General features: G+C 64.7%; 18 protein-coding genes (1 of these 18 running past the window's edge). 12 read left to right on the top strand and 6 right to left on the bottom strand.

The features are described 5' to 3' along the window. Window positions 1-65 precede the first annotated feature (65 nt). The 7 genes from AM2010_RS08900 to ssb all read left to right on the top strand — a co-directional run bounded on the left by AM2010_RS08900 (window position 66) and on the right by ssb (window position 4,830). The gene (locus AM2010_RS08900) at window positions 66-1,523 is read left to right on the top strand and encodes a leucyl aminopeptidase (protein ID WP_047806761.1); all 1,458 of its coding nucleotides are present in this window, start codon (window positions 66-68) and stop codon (window positions 1,521-1,523) included. Between the two features lie 10 nt (window positions 1,524-1,533). Next, on the top strand, window positions 1,534-1,977 hold the full coding sequence (locus AM2010_RS08895; protein WP_047806760.1) for a DNA polymerase III subunit chi: 444 nt from the start codon (window positions 1,534-1,536) through the stop codon (window positions 1,975-1,977). Window positions 1,978-2,035: 58 nt separating this feature from the next. Beyond that, on the top strand, window positions 2,036-2,530 hold the full coding sequence (locus AM2010_RS08890) for a hypothetical protein (RefSeq protein ID WP_047806759.1): 495 nt from the start codon (window positions 2,036-2,038) through the stop codon (window positions 2,528-2,530). A gap of 97 nt (window positions 2,531-2,627) precedes the next feature. Then, window positions 2,628-3,050 (top strand): nucleoside-diphosphate kinase, encoded by a 423-nt coding sequence (ndk, locus tag AM2010_RS08885; protein WP_047806758.1) that lies wholly within the window; start codon window positions 2,628-2,630, stop codon window positions 3,048-3,050. Window positions 3,051-3,190: 140 nt separating this feature from the next. Next, complete coding sequence (locus AM2010_RS08880) at window positions 3,191-3,601, top strand: nuclear transport factor 2 family protein (RefSeq protein WP_047806757.1); 411 nt, start codon at window positions 3,191-3,193, stop codon at window positions 3,599-3,601. Window positions 3,602-3,702: 101 nt separating this feature from the next. After that, window positions 3,703-4,167 (top strand): Rrf2 family transcriptional regulator, encoded by a 465-nt coding sequence (locus AM2010_RS08875; RefSeq protein WP_047806756.1) that lies wholly within the window; start codon window positions 3,703-3,705, stop codon window positions 4,165-4,167. 105 nt (window positions 4,168-4,272) lie between these two features. Further along, window positions 4,273-4,830, top strand: coding sequence for a single-stranded DNA-binding protein (gene ssb, locus AM2010_RS08870; protein ID WP_047806755.1), 558 nt, complete (start codon window positions 4,273-4,275; stop codon window positions 4,828-4,830). A gap of 44 nt (window positions 4,831-4,874) precedes the next feature. Here the strand turns inward: ssb and AM2010_RS08865 are convergent, their stop codons facing one another. Both AM2010_RS08865 and AM2010_RS08860 read right to left on the bottom strand, forming a co-directional pair. After that, window positions 4,875-5,399 carry a YceD family protein gene (locus AM2010_RS08865; RefSeq protein WP_053044027.1) on the bottom strand — a complete coding sequence of 175 codons (525 nt, stop codon included), beginning with the start codon at window positions 5,397-5,399 and terminating at the stop codon, window positions 4,875-4,877. Continuing rightward, window positions 5,396-5,839 carry a ubiquinol-cytochrome C chaperone family protein gene (locus AM2010_RS08860; RefSeq protein ID WP_236699494.1) on the bottom strand — a complete coding sequence of 148 codons (444 nt, stop codon included), beginning with the start codon at window positions 5,837-5,839 and terminating at the stop codon, window positions 5,396-5,398. Before AM2010_RS08860 ends, AM2010_RS08865 begins: the two co-directional genes overlap by 4 nt. A gap of 242 nt (window positions 5,840-6,081) precedes the next feature. Here AM2010_RS08860 and AM2010_RS08855 point away from each other — a divergent pair, with 242 nt between their 5' ends. From AM2010_RS08855 to AM2010_RS08835, 5 genes are all read left to right on the top strand, one after another. After that, window positions 6,082-6,552, top strand: coding sequence for an outer membrane protein assembly factor BamE (locus tag AM2010_RS08855; RefSeq protein ID WP_047806753.1), 471 nt, complete (start codon window positions 6,082-6,084; stop codon window positions 6,550-6,552). A 51-nt stretch (window positions 6,553-6,603) separates the two neighbouring features. Then, window positions 6,604-7,164, top strand: coding sequence for an ATP-dependent protease subunit HslV (gene hslV, locus AM2010_RS08850; protein ID WP_047806752.1), 561 nt, complete (start codon window positions 6,604-6,606; stop codon window positions 7,162-7,164). 26 nt (window positions 7,165-7,190) lie between these two features. Continuing rightward, complete coding sequence (hslU, locus tag AM2010_RS08845; RefSeq protein ID WP_047807846.1) at window positions 7,191-8,492, top strand: ATP-dependent protease ATPase subunit HslU; 1,302 nt, start codon at window positions 7,191-7,193, stop codon at window positions 8,490-8,492. Continuing rightward, complete coding sequence (locus AM2010_RS08840; RefSeq protein WP_047806751.1) at window positions 8,492-8,896, top strand: ACT domain-containing protein; 405 nt, start codon at window positions 8,492-8,494, stop codon at window positions 8,894-8,896. The genes hslU and AM2010_RS08840 overlap by 1 nt, the downstream gene beginning before the upstream one ends. A gap of 132 nt (window positions 8,897-9,028) precedes the next feature. Beyond that, a complete protein-coding gene (locus AM2010_RS08835; protein WP_156178728.1) occupies window positions 9,029-9,337 on the top strand; it encodes a hypothetical protein in 309 nt (102 codons plus the stop codon). 65 nt (window positions 9,338-9,402) lie between these two features. Here the strand turns inward: AM2010_RS08835 and AM2010_RS08830 are convergent, their stop codons facing one another. The 4 genes from AM2010_RS08830 to AM2010_RS08815 form a co-directional block, all read right to left on the bottom strand. Beyond that, window positions 9,403-10,908: a SulP family inorganic anion transporter gene (locus AM2010_RS08830; protein ID WP_047807845.1), complete on the bottom strand. Its 1,506-nt coding sequence runs from the start codon at window positions 10,906-10,908 to the stop codon at window positions 9,403-9,405. 135 nt (window positions 10,909-11,043) lie between these two features. Beyond that, on the bottom strand, window positions 11,044-12,861 hold the full coding sequence (locus AM2010_RS08825) for an ABCB family ABC transporter ATP-binding protein/permease (protein WP_047806749.1): 1,818 nt from the start codon (window positions 12,859-12,861) through the stop codon (window positions 11,044-11,046). A gap of 66 nt (window positions 12,862-12,927) precedes the next feature. Next, complete coding sequence (locus AM2010_RS08820; RefSeq protein ID WP_053044026.1) at window positions 12,928-13,905, bottom strand: retroviral-like aspartic protease family protein; 978 nt, start codon at window positions 13,903-13,905, stop codon at window positions 12,928-12,930. A 95-nt stretch (window positions 13,906-14,000) separates the two neighbouring features. Further along, window positions 14,001-14,948: the 3' portion of a lipopolysaccharide biosynthesis protein gene (locus tag AM2010_RS08815; RefSeq protein WP_236699492.1), read on the bottom strand. 582 nt of this gene lie beyond the right edge of the window; 948 of the gene's 1,530 nt are visible here — the last part of the coding sequence; its start codon lies beyond the right edge, outside the window; its stop codon occupies window positions 14,001-14,003.

The raw sequence follows: 14,948 nt of genomic DNA, 5'->3' as shown, positions 1-14,948 counted from the left end.
CGCCCCCCACGGCCCGGCGCAGCCAGGCGTCAGGGTGCCGCGCAAAGCAAATTCCCGGAGTTTTCATGAATTTCGAATTTTCCCCCACCCTCCCGGCAGGAAACCGTTTGATTGCGCTGGTCGCCGATCGCGACACTCTGCCCGACGGGATCGAGCCCACTCTGGCCGAAGGCGCACGGTCCGCCAGGTTCAAGGGCAGGCCGGGCGAGCTGTTCGAAGGGTTCGTCGACCGCGGCGGCACCGTTACGCGCGTGGCGCTGGCCGGCGCGGGTTCGCCGGATGGCGAAGCGCGGACCGCCGGGCTGGAGAAAGCCGGTGCGGCGCTCGCCGCCCGCTATCTGACGTCGGGTGAAACGACGCTGACGATCGACTTTTCCGCGTCCGGCCTGTCCGCCGACGCGGTGGCCGCGGTTCTTCTCGGCCTGCGCCTGCGGGCGTGGCGGCACGATGCCTATCGCACCCGGCTGAAGGACGAGCAGAAGCGTTCGCTGGAAACCGTGGTGGCCGTGGGCGCACCCGATGGCGCCGAGGGTGCCTGGGCCGATGCGGCGGCACTGGCCGACGGGGTCGAGCTGACTCGCGAACTCGTGACCGAGCCGCCGAACAAGGTCTACCCCCTCAGCTTCGTGGAAAAGTGCCGCGAAGCGTTCGAGGGGACCGGTGCCGAATTGACCGTTCTCGATGAAGACGAGATGGAACGGCTCGGCATGGGTGCGCTGCTGGGCGTGGGGCAGGGTTCGGCCCAGCCTTCGCGACTGCTGGCGATCCGCTGGAACGGCGGCGGGCAGGAAGCCCCGACCGTCTTCGTCGGCAAGGGCGTCACTTTCGACACCGGCGGCATTTCGCTCAAGCCCGGTGCGGGCATGGAAGACATGAAGTGGGACATGGGCGGCGCCGGCGCAGTGGTCGGCGGAATGCTCGCGGTCGTGCGGCGCAAGGCGAAGGCCAATGTCGTCGGCGTGGTCGGCCTGGTCGAAAACATGCCCGATGGCAATGCGATCCGGCCCGGCGATATCCTCACCTCGATGTCGGGCCAGACAATCGAAGTCATCAATACCGATGCCGAAGGGCGGCTGGTCCTGTGCGATGCGCTGCACTGGGCGCAGAAGGAATATTCGCCCAAGCGGATCGTGGATTTCGCCACCCTGACAGGCGCAATGGTGATTTCGCTCGGCAGCGAACACGCGGGTGTTTTCGCAAACGACGACAGCCTGGCCGAAGATCTGCTGGCGGCGGGCAAGGCCAGCGGCGACAAGCTGTGGCGCATGCCGCTCGATCCGGCGTACGACAAGCTGATCGACAGCCAGATCGCCGACATGAAGAACGTCGGGCCGCGCCCTGCCGGCTCGATCACCGCCGCGCAGTTCCTCCAGCGCTATATCGACAAGGGCGTGGCCTGGGCGCACTGCGATGTCGCGGGCATGGTCTGGGCGGAAAAGCCGGGTGCCACCTGGGACAAGGGTGCAACCGGCTACGGCGCGCGTCTGATAGATCGCTTCGTGCGCAACACTCTGGAAGGCTGAGGCTGCCGGCGTGGCCTCGCGCGTCGGGTTCTATCTCGCGCCGGGGCAGCCGGTGGAGCGGGTCCTGCCGCTGATAGCGCGCGCGGCGCTGCGCCAGGGGCAGCGTCTTCTGGTCGTGGCTGGTGACGCAGAGCTGCTCGACCGTATCGGCGGTGCCCTGTGGGACAATGCGCCGGCGGAATTTCTCGCCAACGGTCGCGCAGACGGGGCTCATGCTGCACATCAGCCCGTGCTCCTGTCGCAAGCCTGCGCTGCGGAAAACGGCGCGCAGGTCGTGGCGCTGGCCGACGGCGAATGGCGCGACGCCGCCGAAGCCTTCGACCGCGCGCTGCTGTTCTTCGACGAAGACGGCCGCGCCGCTGCCCGCGATGTCTGGCGGCGGTTCGACGGGCGCGACGATATCGAGCGGGAATTCCACGAGCTTGAGGCGGGCAAATGGGTCCGCAAGCGTTGATCTTTGTCATCGGCGGCCTAGGCTGCCGCCTGCATTTGGCCGGCCGAAGGGGATTTCCATGAAGCGATCGATCATCGGAATGGCGCTGGCGATATGGCTGGCGGGGTGCAGCGGGGAATCATCGGGCACGTTCGGCGACGGGGACGATGGATCGGGCACTTATGCGGTCGAGCGTGACGGGGAAGGCGTCACTGCGCGGATGGAAACGGACGATGGAACTGCGGTGATGCGGTCGGGCGCGGATGTGCCGGTCGATCTGCCGCAGGGCTTCACGGTCTATCCCGGCGCGACGGTATCGACCAATACGGTGTTCGCGGAAGCCGGATCGAAAGGCGCGCTGGTGACGATGGAATCGGACGCCGCGCCAGAAGACATGATCGCGTTCTATCGCAGGCAGGCGGAGAGCGCCGGCGTCGACATCACGCTGGACATGACAACCGACACCATGCGCATGATCGGCGGCAAGGCCCGCGACGGTTCGCCGTTCAGCTTCACCGCGACGGCGGAGGGCGAACAGACCACTGGCCAGCTGATGGCGGGCGAGGCCTTCTAGTAGCCGCGGTGATCAACCGGGCTTGCGGCAAACGCACGGCGAGGCTACTTGCGCGCCGCACGAATTTCCGCACTCCCCGATACCGAAGGAACAACCCATGGCGGTCACCCGCACCTTTTCGATCATCAAGCCCGATGCCACCCGCCGCAACCTGACCGGCGCGGTCACCAAGATGCTGGAAGACGCCGGGCTGCGCGTCGTCGCGTCCAAGCGCATCCGCATGACCCGCGAACAGGCCGAAGGCTTCTACGCCGTTCACAAGGAACGCCCCTTCTTCGGCGAACTGGTCGAATTCATGATGAGCGGCCCTGTCGTGGTCCAGGTTCTGGAAGGCGTCGATGCAGTCAAGCGCAACCGCGACGTGATGGGCGCGACCAACCCGGCCGATGCCGACGAAGGCACGATCCGCAAGACTTTTGCCGAAAGCATCGAAGCGAACACGGTCCACGGTTCGGACAGCGACGAGAACGCCAAAATCGAAATCGATTTCTTCTTCAACGAGGACGAAATCGTCGGCTGATCGCCGCTGAAGCCGAGTTGATCGTAAATCTGTTTACATGATTAGGCGCGACTCGACCCCCGGTGGTAGGGTCGCGCCCGTATCGTTCGATGGCCGTATGACGGGATCCGGCCACAAAGGCGGTGCGGGAAGGCCGAACCATGTTCGAATGGAACACGCCCGAACCGATAAGGGTGGTGAAATCGTATGTCGCGGCGATGAACTCGCGCGATGCCGCGCGGGTTGACGCATTGCTCGATGAGCATGTGCGTTACGTCGACAGTCGCGGTGAATGGATCGAAGGGCGCAAGAACGTCGCAACCGCGACGCGCCGCCTGTTCGAACTCGACCCCGAATACAAGCTGCACGATATGACGATCGTCATGCACGAAGGCGATGTCCTGCTGAAAGGGCGCACGTCTGCGCGGGAAGAGCGGTTGTCGCACGACACGCTATGGCGCGCGCGTGCGCAGGGCGGCAAGCTGACCCACTGGCAAAGCTATGGCGAAGATTCGCCCGCGCTTGCCCGGATACTCATGCCCGAGGTGGCGCGCGGCGCAGAACTGCGCTGAACGCCAATTTCCTGAGCAGGGCCCTCTGCCAGGCCTGGGGCCGGGCGTTGCCAGCGGCGCCCATCCGACATATTCGCCGGCCTCCTGAAAGGCAGAGCCGCATGTCCCGCGATACCCGCATGGCCCGAACCCTGCACGTGCTGATCCATCTGGACCGGCACGTGAAGCGCGCGACTTCGGACGATATTGCCAGGATGCTGAACACCAATCCCGTCGTCGTGCGCCGGATGATGGCCGGGCTGAGAGACCGGGGCATCGTCGCATCGGAGAAGGGGCATGGCGGCGGCTGGGAGTTGAAGCGTGCGCTCGGCTCCATCACCCTGCTGGACGTTTATCGGGCCATCGGCGAGCCGACCCTGTTCAATATCGGCCCCAATGCCGAACGGCCCGATTGCCTTGTGGAACAGGCCGTCGATGCGCGCATGGCCGAAACCCTGGGCGAAGCGGAGGCACTGCTGCGCGATCGGTTCGAATCGATAGCGGTCGCGGATCTGGCCCACGATTTCGAACAGCGATTCGCCCGCATTGCCGGGGGAAATCACGCGGACGAAAGCTGTTCCGGCTGACGTCGCGAGTACAAAACTATCTTCAGTTTGGCGCGGCCCCGGGGTGGCGCGCCACTGTGCCATTGGCTAAGCCACCGGCCTGATATCGAGAGGAAAGCGATTCCTATGGCGGGCAGCCTCAACAAAGTCATGCTGATCGGCAATCTCGGCGCCGATCCCGAAGTACGCGAATTTCAGAACGGCGGCGCGGTCTGCAACTTGCGCATTGCCACCAGCGAGCAGTGGAAAGACCGCAACACCGGCGAACGTCAGGAACGGACCGAGTGGCATAGCGTCGCGATCTTTTCCGAAGGGCTGATCAACGTTGCGAAGAACTATCTGCGCAAGGGTTCCAAGGTCTTTGTCGAAGGGCAGTTGCAGACCCGCAAGTGGCAGGACCAGAACGGTCAGGATCGCTATTCGACGGAAATCGTGCTGCGCGGCTTCACCGGAACGCTAACGATGCTCGACGGTCCTCCCGGTGCCGGGGGCGGTGGTGGTGGCCAGCGCAGCGGCGGTGGCAACTGGGATCGTGGTTCGTCCGGCGGTGGTAGCGGCGGCGGCGCAAGCGGCGGCGGCTGGAACCAGGGCGGCGGTGCAGGATCGAGCGGCGGCTCAGTCGGCGGCGGCGCTGCGTCCGGCGGTTCCAATTACGACGATCTCGACGACGATATTCCGTTCTGAGGTTACGGCAGCCGGGCCGGGGCCTTGCCCTGCGCCCGGCGCGTTCATCCCTCGCTCAGTTTCCTGAGAGCGTCGGCGAGGGGGCCCGAAGGTGCTTCATCGGAAACTATACCGGCTTCGCGGCGCACGACATCGGCGTTTGGCCCCTCCGCGTAGGGATCGATCGCGAGAGCCAGCGACTGGGCGATCGCCTCGCCCAGATCGAACGAATCGCCTGAATATTCGATTTCGTCGAGCTGGGATTCCTCCAGCTCGATTTCCTCGTCCGGCACGCTGTGCGCCATCTGGGGTACGAAGCGGACCACGAACGGTTCTTCGATCCGAACCGGAAAATCCTCGTTCGAAATCCCGCAGCTCTGGATCAGATCGGCTTCCAGGCGGCCGGTCACGGCGACAACTTCGCCTTCGCGCTTCAGCGAAACCCGTGCCTGCAGACTGTCGACTGCAACCACGCCGAACCTTTCGGCCAGCGCGATCCGTTCATCGGCAGTGGCCTCTATCGTCATGGCTTCGCCATCCGCATGGCGCAGCCGGACGATCCGCGACATCTCGTTCTGGTTCTGGCTCATCGCGCAAACTCCGCGTCCAGAAATCTCGCGTCGGCAATCTCCAGCAAGGCACCGTGAAATGTCCTGAGGCGCTGCGCCACGCACCCGGCATCGGGCGTCCCGGCGAAGGTGACGTTGCGTTCGACCGCTTCGATCAGGGCGCTATCGTCGGCAGCGGCGAGGCCGGTGCGGTAGGCCCCGATCCGCCCGCCCAGCGCGCTCATCAGCTTGCCCATGCGCTTGCCCAGCGTCGGATCGCCGATCCCCTGCTGGCGCAACTGACCTTCTATGTCCTCCACGAACAGTTCGGTCAGCAGCGCGGTGCGGGCATGCAGATCTTCGTCGCGTTCCATGCGGACGATCACGGTGGCCAGCGCGGCGCAGAGCATGTCGAAACGCCCTTCCTCGCTATCGGCGACACCGCATTCGCCATACCACTGCGGCTGCCGCGCCGTGGCCACGACCGCGCGCCAGAGTGGGATGAGGTCGTCCCTCGGATCGCTCCGACGCCCGAAAATCTTCGTTAGAATTGACATTGCCTGTCGTGCCTGTCCGCGTGTTCAGCGGCAATTCAAGCCGCCACAGCCAATCCGCGCAAGTGGCAAAGTTGCAAGCGCGCGCGCATCGCCGTAAGGCTCGCGCCGATAGAAGGTTTCTCCGCACCTGGCAAAGGGTGTGGGCGACGATTTCGGAAGGTTTCTCGATGAAGGCAGGCAAGGTTCTCGGCGTGGCGGCTGTTCTGGCGGCGGCGCTGGCGGCAAGCGGGTGCAGCGCGATCCGCGAAAGCCGCGGCTATATCCAGGACCCGACACTCGTTTCGGCCATTCAGCCGGGGATCGACAATCAGCAGTCGGTCGCCGCGACTCTGGGACGCCCGACGTTCACCAGCCAGTTCGGCCAGCCGACCTGGTATTATGTGTCCAGCGTGACCGGCCGCCGGCCTTTCGTCAGCCCGACGATCAGGGAACATTCGGTTCTGGCGGTTTCGTTCGATGGCAGCGGCAACGTCGTTGCGGCAGAACAGTCGGGGCTGGAAAAGGTCGCCTATCTCAGCCCCGATGGTGATGAAACGCCGACACTCGGGCGCGAGCGCGGCTTCTTCGAGGATCTGTTCGGCAATATCGGCCAGGTCGGTGCCGCCGGCGTGGGTGGCGGGGCCGGTCCGGGCACCTGACCTGGGCCCGCTTCGCTTGACCGGGGCCGCGGCCTCCCCATATCGCGAGGCATGAGCGAAAACGCAGCAAGTCACGGCCTGATCCAGTGGCACGGAACCACCATCATCGGCGTGAAGAAGGGCGGCCAGACCGTGATCGCCGGGGACGGGCAAGTCTCCATGGGCAACACGGTGATGAAGCCCAACGCGCGCAAGGTGCGCCGCATCGGCAAAGACGATGCGGTCATCGCCGGATTTGCCGGTGCAACGGCCGATGCCTTCACCCTGTTCGAACGGCTCGAGAAAAAGCTGGAGCAATATAGCGGCCAGCTGATGCGCGCCGCCGTCGAACTCGCCAAGGACTGGCGGACCGACAAGTATCTGCGCAATCTGGAAGCCCTGATGATCGTCGCCGACAAGGACGCCCTGCTCGTCCTGACAGGCAATGGCGACGTTCTGGAGCCGGAGGCGGGGATCACCGCCATCGGATCGGGCGGCAACTATGCCCTTGCCGCTGCGCGTGCGCTCGATGCCTATGAAGACGATGCCGAAACGATCGCGCGCAAGGCGATGGCGGTCGCGGCCGCCATCTGCGTTTTCACCAATGGCAATGTGACGGTCGAAACCGTCTGAACCTGCTGACCGGATTGTATCGCAATATGACCGAATCAATGACCCCGAAGGCGATCGTCGCCGCTCTGGACGAGCACATCGTCGGCCAGAAGGATGCCAAGCGTGCCGTTGCGGTCGCGCTGCGCAATCGCTGGCGCAGGCAGCGGCTTGCGCCCGATCTGCGCGACGAGGTGACGCCCAAGAACATTCTGATGATCGGGCCGACGGGGTGCGGCAAGACGGAAATCAGCCGCCGGCTGGCGAAGCTGGCAGAGGCACCGTTCGTGAAGGTCGAAGCGACCAAGTTCACCGAAGTCGGCTATGTCGGGCGCGATGTCGAACAGATCGCGCGCGATCTGGTGGAAGAAGCGATCCGGCTGGAGAAAGATCGCCGGCGCGAGGCCGTGCGCGAGGCAGCGTCGAAGGCGGCGATGGATCGCCTGCTCAAGGCGCTGGTCGGCGAAAACGCCAGCGAGGCGACGCGCGAATCGTTTCGCGAACGGATCGTCCAGAACGCGATGAACGACGTAGAGGTCGAGATCGAAGTCGAGGAAGCGCCGCAGATGCCGCTGGATCTGGGCGGCATGGGCGGCAACGTGGGGATGATCAACTTGTCCGACATGCTGGGCAAGGCAATGGGCAAGCAGAACCTCAAGCGGCGCAAGCTGAAAGTCCCCGATGCCTGGGACAAGCTGGTCGAGGAAGAGGCCGAACGCCGGCTGGATCAGGACGACGTCGCCCGCGTTGCGCTGGAAAATGCCGAAACCAACGGGATCGTGTTCCTCGATGAAATCGACAAGATCGCGGTCAGCGATGTGCGCGGCGGTTCGGTCAGCCGCGAGGGCGTGCAGCGCGACCTGCTGCCGCTGATCGAAGGCACGACGGTTTCGACCAAGTACGGGCCGATGAAGACCGATCACGTCCTCTTTATCGCCAGTGGCGCGTTCCATCTGTCCAAGCCCAGCGACATGTTGCCCGAGTTGCAGGGCCGCCTGCCGATCAGGGTCGAACTGCGCGCCCTGACGGAGGAGGACTTCGTCCGCATCCTCAGCGAAACGCGGGCCAACCTGGTCGAACAGTACAAGGCGCTGATCGGGACCGAGCAGGTCACGCTCGAGCTCGGCGACGATGCCGTGCAGGAAATCGCGCGCATTGCGGCTCAGGTAAACGAAAGCGTCGAAAACATCGGCGCGCGGCGTTTGCAGACGGTGATGGAAAAGCTGCTGGAGGAACTGAGCTTCACGGCCGAGGATCACTCCGGCGAAACCGTGACGATAGACGCCGATTATGTCCGCGAACGGCTGGAGGAGCTGGCCGGCGACGCCGACCTCAGCAAGTACATCCTGTAATGGAGGGGCCGGTGCGCGATGGCCGGGCGATGATCGCCGCCATGGCGCCCCGGCTCGATCCGCGCAGCTGGCGCTTCGTTCTCGTCAGCCCGGACACCGCCCCGCAACTGCTCGGCGCGGCCATCGGGACGTTTCGCGAGGATGAGGGCGTAACCGCGATCGTCCCGACCGCCGTGGCCGAAGAACTGGGCATCGAAGGCCCTGACTTCGCGCGCATCACGCTGATGGTGCATTCGGACCTCGAAGGCGTGGGGCTGACCGCCGCCGTGTCGGGTGCGCTGGCCGAGACGGGCATCGCCTGCAACATGGTCGCGGCGTACCACCACGATCATGCCTTCGTGCCTACCGGCGACGCCGACGAGGCACTCAATGTGCTGCGCAATCTGGCGGCGTCATGGAAGTAGCGGATTTTTCGGGAAGCGTTCCCGACCCAGAGCGGCCATTACTGAATGGTGCTTTGCGACCCGATTGCGGACGTTAACAGCTTTGTCGGCGCTGCTCTTGCGGGTTTGATCTGAGCAGCTAGCCATACAATGGTGTCCGAAATCGCTTTAACACCGCGCTTAGCCACCAAGTTGGCCGAGTTGTTTGCCACTGATGAGCAGCAAATCGCCCACCAGTTGCTGTTATCTGAGTGTGGCCCACGTATTCCCGGCGGCTTTGCAGATCCAATGTGGATAGAGCGAGTCCGCGCAGCAGCGCTCAAGATCAGCTCTGGATCGCTCGACAAACTGGCAGAAGCAACGGCGCTTGGTCAGATAGACTGGCGAGACCTCGTTATGGCAGCTGACTTCAGTAGTCTAAACGCCCACGAAGTTTGGTTGGACGATCCAATCTCAGAATGAGCCTCAGTGCAACGTTGGCGTCAAACCTTCATATCCCTTTCCAACCCCACAAGCGGAAAGCTCGCTCAAGGATGCGGCGCCAGGCCGATCTCCACGCCGGTCTTGTCGGTCAGCGCGAACTTGTCGACCAGATCCGAGCTCGCGCGGTTGAGCCCGATGACCTGTACACTCCGACCGTTGCGGCGCATGCGTTCGACCACCTTGTCGAGCGCGCCGACCGCGCTGATGTCCCAGAAATGCGCTTTCGATACGTCGATGATCACGTGGTCGGCGGGATCGGGCTGCGTGCTTTCGGGGCCGAGCGCGGCCTCGAACCGTTCGACGCTGGCGTAGAAGATCTGCCCCTTGGCGCGGTAGATCGCGGTTTCGCCCTCGCGCTCGCGTACGACTTCGAACATGGTCATCACCTTGTGGGTGAAGAACACGCCCGACAGGATCACGCCTGCCAGCACGCCCAGCGCCAGATTGTGCGTCGCCACGACCACGGCCACCGTCACCAGCATCACCACCGAGCTTTGCCACGGATGCTTGCCGATATTGGGGATCGAGTTCCACGAGAAGGTCCCGATCGACACCATGATCATGATCGCGACCAGCGCCGGCATCGGCACCTGGCCGACGATATCGCCGAGCACCGCGATGAGGATGAGAAGCGAAAGACCCGCGACGAAGCTGGACGAGCGCCCGCGTCCGCCACTGGTGACGTTGATGACCGACTGGCCGATCATCGCGCAGCCGCCCATGCCGCCGAACAGCCCGGCAACCACATTGGCAACGCCCTGGCCACCGCTCTCGCGGCGCTTGTTGCTGCCAGTATGCGTCATGTCGTCGACGATCTGGGCGGTAAGCAGCGATTCGAGCAGGCCGACCGCGGCCATGGTGGCCGAGTAGGGCGCAATGATCGCCAGCGTTTCCCAGTTGAGCGGGACATCGGGCAGCGCGAAATAGGGCAGGCCCTCGGGCAGTTCGCCCATGTCGGCCACCGTGTTGACCGGCGCATCGATCCAGATCGACAGCGCGGTCAGCACGATGATCGCGATCAGCGGGCTGGGCACGGCGGTGAAGACCTTGGGGATGAGGTAGATCATCGCCAGCGCGGCGGCGACCATGGCGTAAGTCATCCAGCCGATACCGTCGGCAGTGGGGTCGAGCTGCGGCAATTGCGCCATGAAGATCAGGATCGCCAGCGCATTGACGAAGCCGGTGATGACCGAGCGGGAGACGAACTGCATCAGCAGGTCGAGCCGCAGCAGCGCGGCGATACCCTGGAAGATGCCCATCAGGATCGTCGCGGCGAAGAGGTATTCGACCCCGTGATCGCGCACCAGCGGCACCACGACCACTGCGACCGCCGCCGTTGCGGCCGAGATCATGCCGGGGCGCCCGCCGGTGAAGGCGATCACCATCGCAATCGCGACCGAGGCATAGAGCCCCACGCGCGGATCGACACCGGCGATAATCGAGAACCCGATGGCTTCGGGGATCAGCGCCAGAGCGACGACGATTCCGGCGAGAATGTCGGCGCGTGGCTGGCCGAACCAGTCGCGCTTGAACGCGGCGGTTGAAATCATGGCAAAGTTCCGTCGTTGGTCGCCTGCATTGGCGATGCTGCGATGCAGCATGTCCCTCTGACCGATCATCGCCCCCGGTGCAACCCGCTCGCGGCGTGCTGGGGAAGCAAGGCGGGGCGCTTCGCCCGCCTGGTTCTAGGCTGGCGTATTTCCCGGCCGGCGTCGTTCCGCCTGTTGCCGTCGCCACATTTCTGCATAGAGGCCATCGGCCCGCAGCAGGGCGGTATGGCTGCCCTTTTCGGCCAGGCGGCCCTGGTCCATCACCAGAATCTCGTCAGCGTCGGCGATGGTCGACAGGCGATGCGCGATGGACAGGCCGGTCCGGTTCTCGCTGACACGGTGGAGCGTCGCAAGAATGTCCTGCTCGGTCCGCGAATCGAGCGCGCTCGTGGCTTCGTCCAGCAGCAGGATTGGCGGGTCCTTTACCAGGGTGCGGGCAATCGCGACTCGCTGCTTCTCCCCGCCCGAAAGCTTGAGGCCGCGCTCGCCGACTTCGGTGTTCAGGCCTTCGGGAAGCCGATCGATGAACGGCCAGATCGCGGCATCGCGCGCGGCAGCGGCGATCTCTTCATCCGTTGCCCCGTCGCGGCCGTATCCGATATTATAGCCGATCGTATCGTTGAACAGCACGCTGTCCTGCGGGACGATCCCGATTGCGGCGCGCAGGCTGGCCTGCGTGACCTGCGCGATATCCTGCCCGTCGATCGTCACCCGTCCCGACCAGGGATCGTAGAATCGGAACAGCAGGCGGGCGATGGTCGACTTGCCCGCGCCCGATGGGCCGACGATCGCGACCCGCGCGCCGGCAGGCACTTCGAAACTGAGCCCGTGAAGAATCGTTCGTTCCGGCTCGTAACCGAAGACGACGTCTTCGAACGCAACGCTGGGCCTGCGAACCACCAGCGCAGGCGCGCCGGGGGCGTCTGCGACTTCCGCATCGGTGTCGATCAGTTCGAACATCGCCGCCATGTCGATCAGCCCCTGCCGCACCGTGCGATAGACCCAACCGAGCATGTCGAGCGGGCGGAAGAGCTGGACGAGATAGGTGTTCACGAACACGAGATCGCCGGTGGTCAGCTCGCCGCGGCTCCAGCCCCAAACGGTATAGGCCATCGCGCCGCCCATCAGCAGATTGGTGATCAGCGATTGCGTGACGTTGAGCAGGCCGAGCGAGTTTTCGCTGCGAATGGCGGCTTCGGCATAAGCCCGGGCGGAGTTTCCGTACCGCTCCCGTTCGCGCGCCTCCGCCCCGAAGTACTTCACCGTTTCATAATTGAGCAGCGAATCGACTGCGCGCGACAGGGCCTGCCCGTCGAGGTCGTTCATTTCCTTGCGCAGGCGCGCGCGCCATTCGGTGATCCAGCGCGTGACGGCGACGTAGGCGGCAACAGTCAGCGCGGTTGCGAGAACGAGGCCCCAGCCGAAATTGAGGTAGAAGATCACCGCGACCGCAATCAGCTCGATCACCGTGGGGGCGATGTTGAACAGCAGGAAATAGAGCATCGAATCGATGCTCTTGGTCCCGCGCTCGACGGTTTTGGTCACTTCTCCCGTGCGACGTGAAAGGTGGAACCGCAGCGACAGGCGATGCAGGCGGGCGAACGTATCTTCGGCCAGGTGGCGCGTCGCTTCCTGTCCGACGCGCTCGAACGTCACATTACGCATATTGTCGAACACGACGCTGGCAAACCGACCGGCGGCGTAGGCCAGGACGAAAGCGATGGCGACCATCGCCACTTCGTTGGCGGGTGTGGTCATCGCATCGACGGCATGCTTGTAGGCGTAGGGCAGGGCGAGCGTGGTCCCCTTCGCCAGCAGCACCAGAATCAGCGAGCCGACGATCCTGCGGCGAAGCGCGGCGTTATCGCGTGGCCAGAGATAGGGAAGGAAGCGGCGGATGGTCGCCCAGCCATCTGCGGGCGCGGGGGCCGGGGGGGAAGCGTTACGCTGCATCGCGCGCTATGTGGCGATTGCCCCCGCTGCGCGCAATGCAGGGCGGCGGCAGGTCAGCGAAGCGGGCTACATCCGCCCATACGAATAATAGGGGCGGCGCGCGGCACCATAAGGCAAATCGAACAGGACCGTGCGCGATTCGAAGTCGATCGCCACTCGGTCGAATAATCGCAGGTCGCGCATACCCAGGACGAGTGCGGGCGTATCCGCCAGCCCGAGGGCAGTGAAGGCCGGGCCATCGGCAAAGGCGACCGGCACGTTGGTCAGCTGGAAATCGTCGATCTTCAGATTGCGGACAATGGCGAGATTGCCGACCAGCTCGGTCCCGTGAACGTCCGTCGTGCGGACTTCTTCCCGCTTCCTCGCGCGCAGGCGCTGCTGTAGCGCTATATTGCCCAGATTCCCCTGAGCGCCGGTGTCGATCACCACTGCCGTACGAACGCCGTCGATCCGGGCGTTGGCAATTATGAGGCGGCCGAGCTTGCGCCGCGCACGCACGACGATTTCGTATCCGCGATTGCCGCCCAGCGCCTCCGCATCGTCGACCGAAATCGTGTTCTCGCGAAAATCTATCAGGACGCGCAGATCCTGCAGGCTGTCCAAGCCCAGAATGCCGTCGGCGCCGATGTGCCGCGCTTCCAGCAGCGGGGCGTGGATGTCGTCGAACGTGCGAGCTGCAAATTCGAGGCCGTCGAGCTGCACCAGTTCGACTTCGCGCGCGCTCGCCATTCCGACCACGGTCGCGCTGCCGAGAGAGGGGAGGGCGAGCATGTCTTTCAGGCCGCGCGTTACCACCGTCGCCTGGGACCCGGTGTCGATCATGAAACGGAAAGGCCCGCGGCCGGCGATAGTCACCGGCACGGTCATCCGCTGGAAGTAGTCGGTTCGGCTTTCGATGGTCTCGCCCCCGGCGGAGGCGATCTGTTCCAGCAGCGATGCCGTCGTCTCGATCGGCTCGGCCTCGACGATCGGCGGCGGCGTGTCGATCGGTTCGGGCGCAGCGGTCTGTAGCAGCGCGCTTGCGGCAAATAGCAGGAACGGCATGGCGGTCTCTCCCCTTGGCGGGCAGACCATCATACCACAGTGGGGGCTCAGCGACGAATCGCCGCCGGAAGCGTGCCGCGCGCAATCGGCAGCGGTCAGGTCGCCGAAGCACCCGCAGCGGCATCGGGCGGGATCGTTTCGACCTCCAGTGGTGCGGAGCGTCTGCGCAGCATTGCCCAGGCATCGCGAACGACTTCGGGCCATATAAACCACAAGGTGACGGCATATGTGCTCGCGCCGATCGCACCCAGGGCAGCGAGCTGCGCGACCGGGTACCATTCCGTAACGAGAGGCTGGGTCGCGGCAACCGCTCCTGCCATCAGTCCGCTTGCGGCCGCTACGGGGGCGATCGCTACGACCAGATCGCGCAGGCGCGCGCCGATCACGGGCAAGGTCAGGGCCAGCGTCACGGCGAGCAGGGCCGGCGCGGCGATCCACCAGGCATAGACGAGACCGATGGGGCCGAAGCGAATCCCCGCCAGGAACAGCGCAGGGAATATGATCGCCCCGCAGAACGCGGTCGTAAGATAGATCCGGGGACGGCCCATCGCGTTCGTTGTCGGTGAACAGATGATCTGCAGGGCAAAGAACGGCATCGCCAGCGCCAGACCCGCGACAAAGGGCGCCATTTCCGCCCATTTCTCCCCGAACAGCGTGAGAATCGCAGGTTCCGCCGTGAGAGAGAGCCCGACGTAGATCGGGGCGACGACCAGCAGCACCATGCGCGCGTTGCGCAGGAAATAGGGCGCGAGCGTGCGCCCCGCCTTGTGCAGCTCGGCATAAGCGGGAAAGGCGACCTCGTTGATCGGGGGAAGAAAGCGGCCCGTCACGATCAGGGTCAGGAACAGGGCTTCGGAATAGAGGCCGAGATCGTGCGTCTCCAGCGCGCGGCCGGCGATCACGATGTCGCTCTGGCTCTGGACGATCCAGAACAGCTGGCACAGCGTCAGCGCGCCGCCGAACGTGATCAGATCGCCCGCACCGCGCAGATCGAACACCGGCTTTACCAGTACCCGTGCGGCCAGGGTCAGCCCTACCGCGCG

The organism is Pelagerythrobacter marensis (assembly GCF_001028625.1).
Taxonomy (GTDB): Bacteria; Pseudomonadota; Alphaproteobacteria; order Sphingomonadales; family Sphingomonadaceae; genus Pelagerythrobacter; species Pelagerythrobacter marensis.
This window is presented reverse-complemented; position numbering and strand designations above follow the sequence as displayed.

Bases quoted from the DNA above. Each gene is read 5' to 3' on its own strand.
- AM2010_RS08900 (WP_047806761.1), top strand. From the start codon at position 66: ATGAATTTCGAATTTTCCCCCACCCTCCCGGCAGGAAACCGTTTGATT.
- AM2010_RS08890 (WP_047806759.1), top strand. From the start codon at position 2,036: ATGAAGCGATCGATCATCGGAATGGCGCTGGCGATATGGCTGGCGGGG.
- ndk (WP_047806758.1), top strand. From the start codon at position 2,628: ATGGCGGTCACCCGCACCTTTTCGATCATCAAGCCCGATGCCACCCGC.
- AM2010_RS08880 (WP_047806757.1), top strand. From the start codon at position 3,191: ATGTTCGAATGGAACACGCCCGAACCGATAAGGGTGGTGAAATCGTAT.
- AM2010_RS08875 (WP_047806756.1), top strand. From the start codon at position 3,703: ATGTCCCGCGATACCCGCATGGCCCGAACCCTGCACGTGCTGATCCAT.
- ssb (WP_047806755.1), top strand. From the start codon at position 4,273: ATGGCGGGCAGCCTCAACAAAGTCATGCTGATCGGCAATCTCGGCGCC.
- AM2010_RS08865 (WP_053044027.1), bottom strand. From the start codon at position 5,399: ATGAGCCAGAACCAGAACGAGATGTCGCGGATCGTCCGGCTGCGCCAT.
- AM2010_RS08855 (WP_047806753.1), top strand. From the start codon at position 6,082: ATGAAGGCAGGCAAGGTTCTCGGCGTGGCGGCTGTTCTGGCGGCGGCG.
- hslV (WP_047806752.1), top strand. From the start codon at position 6,604: ATGAGCGAAAACGCAGCAAGTCACGGCCTGATCCAGTGGCACGGAACC.
- hslU (WP_047807846.1), top strand. From the start codon at position 7,191: ATGACCGAATCAATGACCCCGAAGGCGATCGTCGCCGCTCTGGACGAG.
- AM2010_RS08840 (WP_047806751.1), top strand. From the start codon at position 8,492: ATGGAGGGGCCGGTGCGCGATGGCCGGGCGATGATCGCCGCCATGGCG.
- AM2010_RS08830 (WP_047807845.1), bottom strand. From the start codon at position 10,908: ATGATTTCAACCGCCGCGTTCAAGCGCGACTGGTTCGGCCAGCCACGC.
- AM2010_RS08825 (WP_047806749.1), bottom strand. From the start codon at position 12,861: ATGCAGCGTAACGCTTCCCCCCCGGCCCCCGCGCCCGCAGATGGCTGG.
- AM2010_RS08820 (WP_053044026.1), bottom strand. From the start codon at position 13,905: ATGCCGTTCCTGCTATTTGCCGCAAGCGCGCTGCTACAGACCGCTGCG.